This window comes from Paraburkholderia sp. J94 (assembly GCF_905220285.1).
Classification (GTDB): domain Bacteria; phylum Pseudomonadota; class Gammaproteobacteria; order Burkholderiales; family Burkholderiaceae; genus Paraburkholderia; species Paraburkholderia tropica_A.
This window is the reverse complement of record NZ_CAJMZH010000019.1, coordinates 79,803-94,665: the sequence shown is the minus strand read 5'-3', so window position 1 is coordinate 94,665 and position 14,863 is coordinate 79,803. Positions and strand designations below refer to the sequence as shown.

The window sequence follows — 14,863 nt, the reverse complement described above, 5'->3', positions numbered from 1 at the left end:
CGCCCGCACGGCCGCCGCCGCATGCTGGTAGGATACCGGCCTTGCCGCCGCGCTGGCGGCCGACGTCAGACCTCGCATCGATTCAGGAGAATGTTTTGAACCTCACCCGCTTCGCCAAGTCGCGCCATTCGACCAAGTCCTTCGATCCCGCCCGCAAGATCCCGGCCGCGGTCATCGACGAGCTGAAGGAACTGATCCGCTTCAGCCCGTCGTCGGTGAACTCGCAGCCGTGGCATTTCGTGGTGGCCGAAAGCGACGCGGCCCGCGCGCGCGTGGCGAAGTCCATGCAGCCGGGCTACGCGTACAACGAGCCGAAGGTGCTGAAGGCGTCGCACGTGCTCGTGCTGTGCGTGCGCAAGGACATGGACGAGGCGCATCTGAACGCCGTGCTCGCACAGGAAGAGGCGGATGGCCGCTTCGCGAGCGCCGAGGCGAAAACGGGTCAGGCGAACACGCGTAATTTCTACGTGAACCTGCACCGCGAGCGCAACGACCTCCCGGCGTGGATGGAAAAGCAGGCCTATCTGGCGCTGGGTTCGGTGCTGATCGGCGCGTCGACGCTCGAAATCGACGCCTGCCCGATGGAAGGTTTCGACGCCGCCGCGCTCGACGCGGAACTCGGTCTCGACGCGCAGGGGCTGACCTCGCTCGTCGTGATCAGCCTCGGCTACCGCAGCGCCGACGACTTCAACGCGAAGCTGCCGAAGTCGCGTCTCACGGCGCAGGCCGTGTTCACGGAACTCGCGTAAGTCTGTCCGGCACCTGAATGCCGTGAAAGCCATGAAAGCCGGGGGCGGTGCGGTGGTACCATCGTCGCTTCCGGTTTTCCAGGCAAAAACGCGCAGGAGCGTTCACGGCATGCAGGGAATCAAACGCAGGATCGTCTACGTCACGCTGTTCGAGGGGATCGCGATCCTCATCACCAGCACGAGTTTCGCCTCGCTCTCGGGCCGCGGCATGGACCGCGCGGGTGCGGCGGCGATTTTCTCGTCGCTGATCGCGGTGATCTGGAACGTCGTGTTCAATACGCTGTTCGAGCGCTGGGAAGCGCGCCAGACGAAGCGCGGACGCAGTGTCGCGCGGCGCATCGCGCATGCCGTGGGTTTCGAAGCCGGCCTGATCCTGTTTCTCGTGCCGATGATCGCGCTCACGCTGCGCGTGCCGCTCGTCGAGGCCTTCATCATGGACATCGGCCTCTCGGTGTTCTTCCTCGTCTACGCCTACGTCTTCAATCTGATCTTCGACCGCGTGTTCGGCCTGCCTGCCTCGGCGCTGCCGCTGGAGCCGCGCGCCGGATCGGAGCCTTGTGCGTGATTGTGTGTGATTGTGTGTGATTGTGCGTGCGCCTCAGTGCCACGCGCTGCCCACCTGGATATAGAACGCGTTCTGTCCGGGACCGTGCGCCACGTCGATCCCCATCGAGAGCCCGAGCTTGCGTGCGATCAGATAGCGAAAGCCGGTGCCGAAGCCGAAGGCCGTGGGCGCGTCGCTGAACGAATGCAGATTGCCGTAGGCCTTGCCCGCGCCGCCGAAACCGAGCACCGCCCAGCGCGGCGTGACGTTCCAGCGTAGTTCCAGTTCGCCGGTGAGCTGATTGCGGTCCTGGAATTTCGCATCGGAGACGCCGCGCAGATTCACATAAGGCTGCGCGAAAAAGGGGATGTCGCCCTGCGAGAAGCCGGTGTCCACGCGCAGTCCCAGCACCCAGCGCGGCGACAACTCGATCCAGTGGTACGCCCTCGCTGCTTGCATCTCGAACGCATTGGAACTGCCGAAGCCGCCGCGCGCGAATTCGGCTTCGAATTCCGCGTAAGTGCCGCGGCTCGGATAGAAGATGTTGTCGCGCGTGTCGTAATCGATGACGATGCCGCCTTTGCCCACGCGCACGTCGCGTTCGAAATTGTGGATGCCGTTCGGCACCAGCGGGTCGAAGCGCGTGGCCGAATCGAAGAACGTATAGCGCGGCCCGACGTACCACGGACTATTGGCAATCCTGAACAAAATCTGCTGAACCAGGGCGACGCCGCTCAACTGGTAGGCGTTGGCGTTGCCTTGCAGCCCATAGTAGTTCAGATGCAGATTCACTTTGCCGATCACGCCGAGATAACGGATGCGGTCCTCGTCCCAGGTGTGGAAGTGCACGAGTCCCACGCCCCAGCTTTGCGTGCCGGTGATGAAGCCGCCGACGGCCGTGATGTTGGGCGGCGACATTTTCGGTTTGGCGTTGGCGGGTTGTTTGCTGGCGTCGCTGTCGCTGCCGTTTTCGCTGCCGCTTTCACTCGCGTTTTCGTTGGCCGCGCGTTTGGGCGCGGTGAAGTAGAGCAGCGCGAGCCCGAAGCCGTAGCCCACTGCGGGCTCGGTGATGATGGTCGGCACCGGCAGCACGCCCTTGTGAGTGAGCAGCATGTCGCTGAGGTCGAACGCGCCGTCCTCGGTGTCGCGAAACCGGGAGAACCAGGACGGATGCGCCTCGCTGGCGGCGTTCGCGGCGTCGCCGGTGCGGTTCGCGTCGGGGCTGTCGTCGGCGTGGGCCGCGGCGGCGAGCGCGAGCAGCGCGCAAAGCGCGACGGACTTCGAGTGCCGGTGGCGTGCCATCGTGGCGAAATCTCCCGCATCGGATTGGCGCCGATGCTGACGTGCTGGCGATGATCGATGCGGCGCGTGGCGGCGCGCGCGGTGAAATGACGAAGTAGCAATGACGCGATGTCGCGAGCCGTCATGCGCGAATCAGACCGCGAATCAGACGAAACGGACGATGCGCGATGAATCTATCGCCACGCTTCTGACGCGCCAGCATAGCGCAATCGATCTGACGAACGGTTGCGCTTGCCACGAAGAAGAGGGGATCGGACGGGCTGCATCAAGGCGCATGCACGAACGGCATGCGCGGCGCATCGAAGCGCGGCGAGTCTCGCGAAAATCAGCGCGCGGCGCGGCGCGGCGCGGCGCGGCAAGCCCGCCCGCGCGCCAACCACCGCGACCGCGCTTTACGGACTCGGCATGGCGGCTTGCGCGCCGCTGGCCGCCGCCGCGCCGCTGGCTTGCGCGGGCGCAACCGCGCTGGCGGGCGTGCCCCCATTCGCGCCCGTATCGACGCGATCGGGATGACGCACATCGTGCAACTGGCCGTTCCAGCCGCCGCCCAGATCGCCGATCAGCGAGGCCGCGTCGAGCAGTCGGCTCTGCTGCACCGTGAGCGCGCTTTGCTGCGTGCTCAACTGCGTGGCCTGCGCGGTCACGACCGTCGTGTAATCGACCGTGCCGGCCTCGTACTCGTTTTGCGCGATCTGCGTGGCGCGCGTGGCGTCGCGCACGGCCGATTCGAGCACCGCGGCTTGCTGCGCGAGAATGCGCAGGCCCGAGAGATCGTTTTCGACGTCCTGGAACGCCGTGAGCACGGTGCCGCGATAGTTCGCGACCGAGGCGTCGTAGCTCGCGCGCGCGGCGTCGACATCGGCGCTGCGCAGACCGCCGTCGAAAATCGTTTGCGTCGCGCTCGCGCCGAGCGACCACACATAGTTGCTGATATGCAGCAGTCCCGACAGCGGCGACTGCGTGAAGCCGTCGAGCGCCGAGAGCGAAATGCTCGGATAGTACGCCGCCACGGCCACGCCGATTGCCGCGTTCGCCGAGGCCATCTGGCGCTCCGCGGTGGCGACGTCGGGGCGGCGTTGCAGGATCGTCGACGGCACACCTGCGGGAATGTCCGGCAGGATCGGCATGCGCTCGCTATGCGGGATCGTCACGTCCTCGGGATTGCGGCCCACCAGCACCGCGATCGCGTGCTCGTATTGCGCGCGCGAGACGCCCAGCGCGATCAGGCTCGCCTGCGCGTTCTCCAGCTGCGTGCGCGCCGTGATCAGATCGGACGGCGAGACGGTGCCCGCCGCGTCCTGATCGCTGACCACGCGCAGCGAGTGCTTGTACGCCTCGACCGTTGCCGTGAGCAGGTCGATATCGGCGTCGGTCACGCGCAGATTGATCACGGCGTTCGCCAGCGCAATCTGTTCGGATAGCTGAGCATTCGCAAGCGTGGCTTCGCTCGCCTGCGCGGTGGCCGACTGTTCCTCGACCTGGCGGCGCACCTCGCCCCAGAGGTCGGGCGCCCAGCTGACGTTCGCTTCGAGCGAGCCCGCATTGACGACGCGCGCGGCGCTGCCGCTCGTGGTGGTCGCCGAGGCGCGCTCGCGCGTGGCCGAACCGGTCACGCCCAGCGTCGGAAAGAGGCCCGCGCGCGCCACGCGCACTTCGGCGAGCGCTTCCTGATAGTTCGCGTAGTTCTGCCGCACGGTCTGGTTCGAGACGGTCACGAGCGGTTCGAGCTCGTCGAGCAGCGGATCGTGGAAGGCGGTCCACCAGTCGCCCTTCGGGGCTTCGGCGGCGCCCGGCTCGGCCTGGGTCCAGCCCGGCAGTTCCTTCCATTGCGTGGGCACGGAAACCTGCGGGCGATGATAGTCGGGGCCCACCATGCAGCCGCTCAGCGCGAACGTGAGGCCGGCGGCGAGCGCGAGCGGCAGCACGCGCCGCGTGCGCTGCATCAGATGGGGCAGAGTCAGGTCAGTCGTTTTCATGATGCGGTCTTCATGATGCGTTCTCATCGGCCTGGCGATTCCAGGGCAGGCGTGCGGCCCAGCGTGCGAGACGGGCGCGCAGGCGGTCGAGGAACAGATAAATCACGGGCGTGGTGTAGAGGGTGAAGACCTGCGAGAGAATCAGGCCGCCCATCACGGTCACGCCGAGCGGCTGGCGCAGCGACGCGCCCTGGCCGATGCCGACCGCGAGCGGCACTGCGCCCAGCACGGCGGCGAAGGTCGTCATCATGATCGGGCGCAGGCGCACCACGGCGGCGTCGTGAATCGCGCTGCGCGCGTCCATGCCGAGATTGCGCTGATTCTGGATCGCGACGTCCACCATCATGATGCCGTTCTTCTTGACGATGCCGATCAGCAGAATGATGCCGATCATCGCGATCACCGAGAACGGCGTGCCGAAGATCAGCATCGCGAGAATCGCGCCGATGCCCGCCGACGGCAGCGTCGAGAGAATCGTGAGCGGGTGGATGGTGTTCTCGTAGAGCACGCCCAGCACGATATAGACCACGACCAGCGCCGCGATGATCAGCAGCGGCACGGTGCCCATCGACTGCGCGTAGGCCTGGGCCGCGCCCGCGAATTCGCCGTGAATCGCGGCGGGCATGCCGATGTCGCGCTCGGCCTGTTCGATGACCTTGCCCGCTTCGGAAAGCGAGCCGCCCGTCGGCAGGTTGAACGAGATCGTGCCCGCCACCTCGCCGCTCTGGTGGTTCACCTGGGTCGCGGTGTGGCTGATGCTCCAGTTCATCATCGCGGTGACCGGCACCATGGTTTCGGCGGCCGTGCTGTCCGCGCTGCCGCTCGAACTGCCGCCCTTGCTGTTGGAGATCGCGTTGTTCTGCTGGTTCGCCACGGCGTCGGCGTTGCGCGAGTTGGTGCTGCTGCTCGAACTGCTGGTGCTGGTGATCGCGCTATACGCGGTCACGCCCGAGACCGTGCTGCTCGACATCTGCGTGGACGCCGAACCGCTCGCGTTGCCCGCCGCCGTGCTCAGATAAATGCGGTCGAACGACTGCGGATACTGCCAGTATTGCGGCGCCACTTCCATGACCACGAAGTACTGGTTGATCGCGTTGTAGATGGTCGAAACCGTGCGCTGGCCGAAGGCGTCGTAAAGCACGCTGTCGACCTGGTTCGGGTCGAAGCCGTAGCGTTTCGCGGTCTGCCGGTTCACGGTCACATAGGTTTGCAAACCGTTTTGCTGAAGATCCGAGTTCACGTCCATGATCGTGCCGCGATGCTTGTTCAGCTCGGTCACGAGTTTGGGCACCCATTTGAACAGCGCGTCGGCGTCGTCGCTCGTGAGCGTGTACTGATACTCGGCCGCCGACTGTCTTCCGCCGATCTGCAAGTCCTGCTGCGCCTGGATGAACAGGCGCGCGCCCGAGACCGCATTGAGCTTGGGCCGCAGCCGGTTCACGACCTCGCTGGCCGAGAGCTTGCGCTGCGCGAGCGGCTTCAGTTCGATGAAGACGTTGGCCGTGTTGAGCGCGCGTCCGCCCGTGAAGCCCGCCACCGACGCCACCGCCGGATCCTGCTGCACGATCTGCTGCAACTGCGCGAGCTTCTTCTCCATCGCCGTGAACGAGATGCTCTGGTCGGCGATGATCTGCCCGATCAGAATGCCCGTGTCCTGCTCGGGGAAGAACGTGCCCGCGAGCAGGCGCGCGAGAAACACATTGCCGACCAGCAGCGCGAACAGCAGGAAGATCACGAGCTTCGCGTGATTGAGCGCGACGTCGAGCGAGCGCGAATAGAACTGCTTGAAGCGCTCGAACTGCGCGTCGATCCACTTCGCCGCGCGCGACGGCTCCTTGTGCAGCTGTTCGCGCTTGAGCACGTAGGCGCACATCGCGGGCGTAACCGTGAGCGAGACGATCAGCGAGATGATGATCGCGATCGACAGCGTCATCGCGAACTCGTGAAAGAGCAGGCCGACGATGCCCGGCATCAGCAGGATCGGCAGGAACACGGCGATCAGCGAGAGGCTCATCGAGAGTACCGTGAAGCCCACTTCGCCCGCGCCGCGCAGCGCGGCTTCCTTCGGATCGAGCCCGGCCTCGATATGGCGCACGATGTTTTCGAGCACGACCACGGCGTCGTCGACCACGAAGCCGGTGCCGATCGTGAGCGCCATCAGCGAGAGCGAGTCGATGCTGTAGCCGAGCAGGTACATCGGGCCGAAGGTGCCGATGATCGAGAGCGGCAGCGCCACGGCCGGAATCAGCGTGGCGCGCGGCGAGAGCAGGAACACGAACACCACGCCGATCACCAGCAGCACGGCGATGAAAAGCGTGCGCTCGGTGTCGGCCACCGAGGCGCGCACCGACTCCGAGCGGTCCACCGCCACGTTCACCTTGATGGTGGCGGGCAGGGCGGCTTCGATGTTGGGCAGACGCGCCTGGATCTGCTGGACCGTCTTCACGACGTTGCTGCCCGGCATTGGATAGACGATCACGAGCACCGCCGACTTGCCGTTGTAGAGGCCGGCGTTACGGATGTTTTCGTTCGAGTCGCGCACGGTGCCCACGTCGCGCAGATACACGGGCGCGCCGTCGCGATAGGCGATCACCACGTCGCGGAACGGCGCGGCGTTGCTGATCTGATCGTTCGAGGTGACGACGAAGCGCTGGTCGCCCTGATCGAGATGGCCCTTCGCGCTGTTCGCGTTGGCCGCGCCGATCGCCGCGCGCACGTCCTCCATGCCGATGCCGTAGCTATTGAGCTTGCCCGGCTCCAGTTCGACGCGCACCGAGGGCAGCGCGCCGCCGCCGAGCGTGATCTGGCCCACGCCGTCCACCTGCGAAAGCTGCTGCATGATCACCGAATCCGCGGAATCGTAGAGCTGGGCTTTCGTGAGCGTGTCGGACGTGAGCGCAAGCACCATGATCGGCGCGCTCGCGGGGTTGTACTGGCGGTAAGTGGGATTGCTGCGCAAGGTGGTGGGCAGGTCCGCGCGCGCGGCCTGGATGGCCGCTTCGACGTCGCGCGCGGCGCCGTTGATGTCGCGGTTCAGGCCGAACACCACCACGATCATCGACGAGCCCACGTTGTTGATCGAAGTGAGCTGGCTCACGTCGGCGATGGTGCCCAGACGCCGCTCCAGCGGCTCGGCCACGGTGGACGCCATGGTGTTCGGGCTCGCGCCCGCCATGTTCGCCTGCACCACGATCACCGGATAGGCGATGTTGGGCAGCGGCGCCACGGGCAGGCGGAAGAACGCGAGCGTGCCGGCGAGCAGGATCGCGATCGCGAGCAGCGACGTCGCGACCGGTCTGCGGATAAAGAGCGCCGACAGGTTCACGGTGCCGCCTCGGGCGCGGGCGGTGTCGGGGGCGTGCCGCCGTCCGCATCGCCTGGCTCGCCGCTGTCTTCATCACGATTGCGCTTGCGGCCGAAACGCTCCGCGAGACGATCGAACAGCAGGTAAATCACGGGCGTGGTGAACAGCGTGAGCAGCTGCGAAACCGTCAGGCCGCCGATGATCGCGAGGCCGAGCGGGCGGCGCAGTTCCGAGCCCGTGCCGGTGCCGAGCAGCATCGGCAGCGCGCCGAGCATGGCCGCGAGCGTGGTCATCAGAATCGGGCGGAAGCGCAGCAGCGAGGCTTCGAAAATCGCCTCGCGCGGCGGCTTGCCGTGCACGCGTTCGGCTTCGAGCGCGAAGTCCACCATCATGATGGCGTTCTTCTTGACGATGCCGATCAGCAGCACGATGCCGATGATGCCGATCACGTCGAGATCCTTGCCCGCGATCATCAGCGCGAGCAGCGCGCCGATGCCCGCCGAAGGCAGCGTCGAGAGAATCGTCACCGGATGCACGTAGCTCTCGTAGAGCACGCCCAGCACGATATACACGGCCACGATGGCGGCGATCAGCAGATAGACCTCGCTGGAGAGCGAGTCCTCGAACGCCTGCGCCGCGCCCTGGAACGACGAGGTGATCGACGGCGGCAGCTTCGCGTCGGCCTCGGCCTTGCGGATGTCGCGCACGGCGGAGGAGAGCGACGCGCCATCGGCGAGATTGAACGAGATCGTCACCGAGGGGAACTGCGCGAGGTGGCTGATCATCAGCGGCGAGCGCGTGATGCTGATGGTCGCGATGCCCTTGAGCGGCACCTGGCCCGTGCTCGCGGTCTGGCTCGGCAGATAGATGTCGCCGATCGAATCGACCGTCGGCAGCGACTCCGGCTTCGCGACCAGGATCACGCGGTACTGATCCGACTGCTGGAAGATGGTCGAAACGATGCGCTGGCCCAGCGCGTCGTAAAGCGCGTTGTCGATGGTCGCCGCCGTGATGCCGTAACGCGCCGCGAGCTGGCGGTTCACCTGCACGTTCACGGAGAGACCGTCGGTGTTGAGGTCGCTCGTGACGTCGGCGATCGACGGAATCTTCTTCATGCGCGCGACGAGGTCCGGCACGTACTGCGTGAACGCTTCCTGGCTCGGGCCGCGCAGCACGAAGTTGTACTGGCTGCGCGACACGGTGGTGTCGAGCGTCAGATCCTGCTCGGGCTGCACATAGAGGCGGATGCCCGGCACCTTCGCGACCGACTGCTGGATGCGCCGGCCGATTTCCTCGGCGCTTTCCGAGCGGTCGTCGTGCGGCTTCAGGTTGATCAGGAAGCGGCCGTTGTTGAGCGTGTTGTTGATGCCGTCGATGCCCACGTAGGAGGTGAGCGACTCCACGTCCGGGTCCTTGAGGATCTGCTCGGCCAGTTCGGCCTGGCGGCGCACCATCGCCGAATACGAGACCGAATTGTCGGCCACGCTGACGCCCTGGAGCACGCCCACGTCCTGCACGGGGAACAGGCCCTTCGGAATCATCACGTAGAGCAGGCCGGTGAGGGCGACCGTGAGCACGGCCACGACGAGCGTGAGCGTCTGATGGTCGAGCACCCAGCGCAGGCCGCGCTCGTAGGCGGCGAGCGTCTTGTCGAACAGCCCTTCGCTGATGCGCTCGAAGCGGCTCGGATGGCGCTCGGCCTGGGCGCGCAGAATCCGCGCGCACATCATCGGCACCACGGTCAGCGAGACCACGGCGGAGAGCACGATCGTGACCGCGAGCGTGACCGCGAACTCGCTGAACAGACGCCCGATCACGCCGCCCATAAAGAGCAGCGGAATCAGCACGGCGATCAGCGAAATCGTCAGCGAGAGAATCGTGAAGCCGATCTGCCCCGCGCCTTTTAGCGCCGCCTGCAAGGGCTTTTCGCCTTCCTCCAGATAGCGCACGATGTTTTCGATCATCACGATGGAATCGTCGACGACGAAACCCGTGGCGATGATCAGCGCCATCAGCGAGAGATTGTCGATCGAGTAGCCCAGTTCGTACATGATCGCGAGCGTGCCGATCAGCGAGACCGGCACCGAGATGCTCGGAATGATCGTGGCGGGCAGATTGCGCAGGAACACGAAGATCACGGCGACCACGAGGGCGACCGCGAGCACGAGTTCGAACGCGGCGTCATGCACCGAGGACTGGATCACGCCCACGCTGTTCGACACCACCGTGACCTTCATGCCGGCGGGCAGCGTCGCTTCGAGCAGCGGCAGCTGGCGCATGATCTGGTTGACCGTGGCGATCACGTTCGCGCCCGGCTGGCGCTGCACGTTCAGCACGATCGCGGGCTGCTTGTTGTACCAGGCGCCGCGCTCGACGTCTTGCGCAGCCGTGGACACGCGCGCCACGTCCTTCATGAGAACCGGCGCGCCGTTCTGGTAGGCGATGACCGTTTCTTCGTAATCCTTGGGATCGGAAATCTGGTCGTTCGAATTGATCGTGTAGTCGAGCTCGGGGCCGTCGAAGTTGCCCTTCGGCGCGCTCACGTTGACGTTGGCGAGCAGCGTGCGCAAGTCGTCGAGATTGAGGCCGTAGGCGGCGAGCTTTTGCGGATCGGCTTCCACGCGCACGGCGGGCACGTTGCCGCCGGCCGTGCTCACGAGACCCACGCCCGGCACTTCGGAAATCTTGGTGGCGAGGCGGTTGTTGGCCGCGTCCTGCAACTGCGTGAGCGACATCGATTTCGACGTGATCGCGAGCGTGAGGATCGGCTGGTCGGCGGGATTGACCTTGGCGTAGGTCGGCGGCGCGGGCAGACCGGTCGGCAGATAGCTGTTGGCCGCGTTGATGGCCTGCTGCACGTTTTGCTCGGCGACGTCGAGATTGAGCGAGAGGTCGAATTGCAGCGTGATGACCGAGGCGCCCTCGGAGCTGTACGAGACCATCTGCTGCAAGCCCGGAATCTCGCCGAGCTGCACTTCCAGCGGCGCGGTGACGGTGGTCGCCATCACGGTCGGGCTCGCGCCGGGGTAGAAGGTCTGCACCTGGATGGTCGGATAGTCGACCGCGGGCAGCGACGAGACCGGCAGGAACTTCATCGCCACGAGGCCCACCAGCACCATCGCGATCATCAGCAACGATGTCGCGACGGGCCGCAGGATGAAAAGACGCGAAATATTCATCGGTGCGGGACTGGCTGCTTAAGACGCTTGCGAAGCGGAATCGGCCGGGGCGGCGCTGGCGCCCGATGCAGCCGGTGCGGCTGATGCACCCGATGCCGCGAAGCTCGCGCGGGCATGCGCGTGCGCGGCGTTGCCCATGCGCGCTTGCGCGCCGGTTGCCGCGCCGGCACCGCTTGCACCATTGGCCCGGCGCGCGCCCGCGGGCTGGATCTTCGCGCCGTCGTTGAGGCGGTCGAGCCCGTCGGTGACCACGCGCTGACCCGCGTTCAGGCCGGAGACGATCACCGTATGCTGGCCGTCGCTCGGCCCGATCGTGACCTTGTGGACCGACACGGTGTTGTCGTCGTTGACGAGATACACGTAGTCGCCGGGCGCGCCCGACTGCACCGAAGGCGTGGGGACGAGCACCGCGTTCTGCATCGTGTCGACGAGCAGCTTCACGTTGACGAACTCGTTCGGGAACAGCGCCTCGTCATCGTTGGGGATGCTCGCGCGCAGCGTGACCGTGCCGGTGGCCGTCGCCATCTGGTTGCTGATCGCGTAGAGCGTGCCGGTGGCGAGCTGCTTGGTGTTGTCGGCGCTATAGACCGTGACGGGCAGCTTCGCGCCCGCGGTCGTGCGTTGCAGCACGTCGGACAGCGCGTTCTGCGGCACCGTGAACTGCACGGTGGTGGGCTTCATCGTCGTGATGACGGCGATGCCCGTGGAGCTCGACGCCGTCACGTAATTGCCCGGATCGACGAGACGCAGGCCGACGCGGCCCGACACCGGCGCGGTGATATGGCAATAGATCAGATCGAGTTCGTACTGCTTGATGGTCGCGAGGTCCGACTTCACGGCGGCTTCGTCCTGCGCGACGAGGAACTTCTGGTCGGCGTAGGTCTGCTCGGCGATCGACTTCTTTTCGTTCAGTTGCGTGTAGCGCGCGAGGTCGGCGCGCGCCTGGGCAAGCGAGGCCTGATCCTTGGCGAGCGTGGCCTCGGCCTGCTCCTTGTTGATCTCGTACTGGCGCGGATCGATCTGCGCGAGGAACTGGCCTTTGATCACGTCCTGGCCTTCGCGATAGCCGACTTCCGTGAGATAGCCGCTCAATTGCGGCAGCACCGTGACGGTGGCGACCGGCGTGACCGTGCCGAGCGCGTTGAGCGTGACCGGCATCGCGCCGAGCGCGGCGGGCGCGACCGTGACGACCTGGGGCGCGGCGCCGCGCTCGGGCTTCTTGCGGTGCAGCACGTGCACCACCACGAGCACGATCAAGACGAGGATGACGAGCGCGAGAATCCAGACGCCGCGCCGCTTGCGCGCGGGGGCGGGCGGCGGCGGCGGCGGCGGGGTTTGCGGGGCGGTGGGCAGGTTCGGCGTATCGCTCATGCCAGTCTCCCGGTCGATGCGGCGGCGCCGTCGAAGCCGCGGGCCACGCTGTGTGCAACGCCGTCGCCAGCGCGATGGTCATCGTGTGCGGCGCGCGCGTTCGCGTGCTTGCAGGGGCCATGTGCGGGACACGGCGTTTTTCCCGCTTCGGGAACGTGCCGTTCGACGTCGATTCGCATACGCATTCTCGTGTTTGTTGTGGGCCGCCCAAGGCCGCGCGGTACGCAGCGAGAGGCGAGACTCGCAGTCTAACCAACTCGCGCGCTAATTTCGAAACGTTAGTTTTTTGAAAGGTTTTGCCGTATTACAAGGCCTCGAATCCGTCGTGCGCCGTGACAAAGGCGAGCCGCGCGACGGCTTGCCAACGCATTGGAAACCGGCGGTGCCAGGGCATGACCCGGGCATGACCAGGGCGTGAGCAGGGTTTCAACAGGGCGTAACGCACGCTAACGGAATAGTCTTGCAAACAGCTTTCGATTGCGTGCCGAGGGGCGCGCTTCGGGGCACTTTTTCCCGCGCCTTTGCGATGTGCCGCGTCCGCACTATGTATCGCAATGTATCGGGACGCAGATACGACATACACGCTTGCAAATTGGCACGCGCGCGGAAACAAGCCAGATACATCGCGGCGTTCAAATAACTCCTGTGCACGGTTGATACCTCATCCACTGCATCCCACCCACTCAATGCCAGGAGAAACACCATGAAACTCGTTCAATCGCTCGTCGTTGCCGCTCTCGTCGCTGTGCCCGCGCTCTCGTTCGCGCAGTCCAATGTGCAAAACGCGCCCATCACCCGCGCCGAAGTGAAGGCCGAACTCGTGCAGCTCCAGCAGGCGGGCTACAACCCGGCCAGCGACAACACCCAGTACCCGGCCAATCTGCAAGCCGCGCTGGCGCGTGTGAGCGCGGCCAACGGTGAAACGGCGGTCGCGTCGTCGGCATCGTCGTCCGCATCTTCGTCATATGGCGGCGTGGCGCAGGGCGCATCGGCATCGGGCAGCCGCGCACCGCGCGTCCACGTGAGCGCGCCCGACGCGGACGTGCCCGGCCTCGGCCCGATCTACGCGCACTCGTGATGCGCGTGCATGGCTCACGCATCGCTTGAACCCGACGCATCAGACACACACGACACACCCGAAGCACCCGGCACGCGCGCGGCCCCGCCGCGCGCAGCCCTGATACGCTGCCGACCATCCGCCTCATTCACTGGCCGATCATTGCCACCGACCGGGAACCCGACCGTGCGCCCGATACACGCCGCAATCATGCTCATAGGTGTGCTGCTCGCTTCAGGCGGCTACGGGGCGACGTTTCTGTTCTCGATGCACGTGCGCGCGATCGGCGGCACCGACTTCGACACCGGCGTGGCGCTCGCGGGCGCGGCGCTCGGTACTTTCGCGGGCGTCTCGCTGACCGGCTGGGTCGCCCAGCATGTGGGCGCGGCGCGCATGGCCGCGCTCGCGGCGCTCTGCGTGGGCGCGGGCGTGGTGGGCTTCGCGCTCATGGCGCACGCGAGCGGCATCGACGCGCTGCCCGGTTTTCTCGTCGGCCTCGGCTGGGGCGCGTTCTGCCTTGCCGCGCCGATGGCGCTCGCCGAACGCACCAGCGACGCCGACCGCAGCCTCTGGTTCCTGCGCTTCGCCACGTTCCAGATGGCGGGCGTGGGCGGCTGCCCCGCGCTCGCGGCCTTCGCGATGCGCTTCTGGCGTATGCCGCTCGAAGGCGTGCTCTACGCGATCGGCGCGCTGTGCCTGATCGGCGCGCTCACGCTCGAAATCTTCGGCCGCCTCGCGCGCGTGCAGCCCGCGCAAGAGCGCTGGCTGCGCAGCATCGGCGCGATCGCGCGCACGCGCGCCGTGTATCCGATCGTCATCATCGCGCTCGGCGGCTGTGTGTTCTCCGGCCTGATGACGTTCCAGATGTCGCTCGTGCAAGGCACGCAGGCCAAGGCGAGCACCTTCTTCAGCCTGTACACGATCACGGTGATTGCCACGCGCTGGCTGCTCGCGCGCCTCGTCGTGCGCATGCGCGCGGCGACGGCGACCAAGGTCCTGCTCGCGATGATGGTGCTCGGCAGCGCCGCGATGTTCGCGGTGCCGTACCACGCGGGCTTCCAGGCGCTGGCCGCCGTGCTGCTCGGCACCGGCTACGGGCTCGCGTATCCGATCGTGCAGGTGCAGGCCATCGACGACTCCGCCGCCGCGCACCGGCGCGCCGCGCTGACGTGGTTCGTGGCGGCGTACTTCGTCGGTGCGTTCGGCTTTCCGTCGCTGGGCGGCTGGGTGCTCGTGCACAACGGCAAGGGCGCGCTGCTCGCGCTGATCGCGGGCTGCGGACTGGCCGCGCTCGCGCTGGCGATCCTGCGCGACCGGCGGCGCGGCGGCACGCTTTCGGCGAGCGCGTGAGCCGTCGTCGAACGTAACGAATTTTGGTTTT

Annotated in this window: 9 protein-coding genes; 4 read left to right on the top strand and 5 right to left on the bottom strand. The window is 66.4% G+C overall.

Annotation, left to right across the window (positions count from 1 at the left end):
- Positions 1 to 95: 95 nt before the first annotated feature.
- Together nfsB and U4Y88_RS32070 are read left to right on the top strand one after the other, a co-directional pair.
- Entirely contained in the window at positions 96 to 749 is a 654-nt protein-coding gene (gene nfsB / locus U4Y88_RS32075) for an oxygen-insensitive NAD(P)H nitroreductase (protein WP_321788825.1), read from the top strand.
- A gap of 109 nt (positions 750 to 858) precedes the next feature.
- Positions 859 to 1,314, top strand: coding sequence for a PACE efflux transporter (locus U4Y88_RS32070; protein ID WP_224012116.1), 456 nt, complete (start codon positions 859 to 861; stop codon positions 1,312 to 1,314).
- Positions 1,315 to 1,347: 33 nt separating this feature from the next.
- Here U4Y88_RS32070 and U4Y88_RS32065 read toward each other — a convergent pair whose 3' ends face one another.
- The 5 genes from U4Y88_RS32065 to U4Y88_RS32045 form a co-directional block, all read right to left on the bottom strand.
- Positions 1,348 to 2,595, bottom strand: coding sequence for a BamA/TamA family outer membrane protein (locus tag U4Y88_RS32065; protein WP_321788823.1), 1,248 nt, complete (start codon positions 2,593 to 2,595; stop codon positions 1,348 to 1,350).
- Between the two features lie 392 nt (positions 2,596 to 2,987).
- Positions 2,988 to 4,538 (bottom strand): efflux transporter outer membrane subunit, encoded by a 1,551-nt coding sequence (locus U4Y88_RS32060; RefSeq protein WP_321788939.1) that lies wholly within the window; start codon positions 4,536 to 4,538, stop codon positions 2,988 to 2,990.
- 43 nt (positions 4,539 to 4,581) lie between these two features.
- Positions 4,582 to 7,896 (bottom strand): efflux RND transporter permease subunit, encoded by a 3,315-nt coding sequence (locus U4Y88_RS32055; RefSeq protein ID WP_321788821.1) that lies wholly within the window; start codon positions 7,894 to 7,896, stop codon positions 4,582 to 4,584.
- Positions 7,893 to 11,054 (bottom strand): efflux RND transporter permease subunit, encoded by a 3,162-nt coding sequence (locus U4Y88_RS32050; protein ID WP_321788819.1) that lies wholly within the window; start codon positions 11,052 to 11,054, stop codon positions 7,893 to 7,895. The genes U4Y88_RS32055 and U4Y88_RS32050 overlap by 4 nt, the downstream gene beginning before the upstream one ends.
- Positions 11,055 to 11,072: 18 nt before the next feature.
- On the bottom strand, positions 11,073 to 12,425 hold the full coding sequence (locus U4Y88_RS32045; RefSeq protein WP_321788817.1) for an efflux RND transporter periplasmic adaptor subunit: 1,353 nt from the start codon (positions 12,423 to 12,425) through the stop codon (positions 11,073 to 11,075).
- Positions 12,426 to 13,128: 703 nt separating this feature from the next.
- On the opposite strand from U4Y88_RS32045, the gene U4Y88_RS32040 reads away from it, so the two are divergent.
- A complete protein-coding gene (locus U4Y88_RS32040) occupies positions 13,129 to 13,503 on the top strand; it encodes a DUF4148 domain-containing protein (RefSeq protein WP_321788815.1) in 375 nt (124 codons plus the stop codon).
- A gap of 189 nt (positions 13,504 to 13,692) precedes the next feature.
- Positions 13,693 to 14,832, top strand: a complete 1,140-nt coding sequence (locus U4Y88_RS32035; protein ID WP_224012110.1) for an MFS transporter — start codon at positions 13,693 to 13,695, stop codon at positions 14,830 to 14,832.
- Positions 14,833 to 14,863: the final 31 nt, after the last annotated feature.

Excerpts from the sequence above, each read along its gene's own strand:
- U4Y88_RS32070 (WP_224012116.1), top strand. The coding sequence starts at position 859 with ATGCAGGGAATCAAACGCAGGATCGTCTACGTCACGCTGTTCGAGGGG.
- U4Y88_RS32065 (WP_321788823.1), bottom strand. The coding sequence starts at position 2,595 with ATGGCACGCCACCGGCACTCGAAGTCCGTCGCGCTTTGCGCGCTGCTC.
- U4Y88_RS32060 (WP_321788939.1), bottom strand. The coding sequence starts at position 4,538 with ATGCAGCGCACGCGGCGCGTGCTGCCGCTCGCGCTCGCCGCCGGCCTC.
- U4Y88_RS32050 (WP_321788819.1), bottom strand. The coding sequence starts at position 11,054 with ATGAATATTTCGCGTCTTTTCATCCTGCGGCCCGTCGCGACATCGTTG.
- U4Y88_RS32045 (WP_321788817.1), bottom strand. The coding sequence starts at position 12,425 with ATGAGCGATACGCCGAACCTGCCCACCGCCCCGCAAACCCCGCCGCCG.
- U4Y88_RS32040 (WP_321788815.1), top strand. The coding sequence starts at position 13,129 with ATGAAACTCGTTCAATCGCTCGTCGTTGCCGCTCTCGTCGCTGTGCCC.
- U4Y88_RS32035 (WP_224012110.1), top strand. The coding sequence starts at position 13,693 with ATGCTCATAGGTGTGCTGCTCGCTTCAGGCGGCTACGGGGCGACGTTT.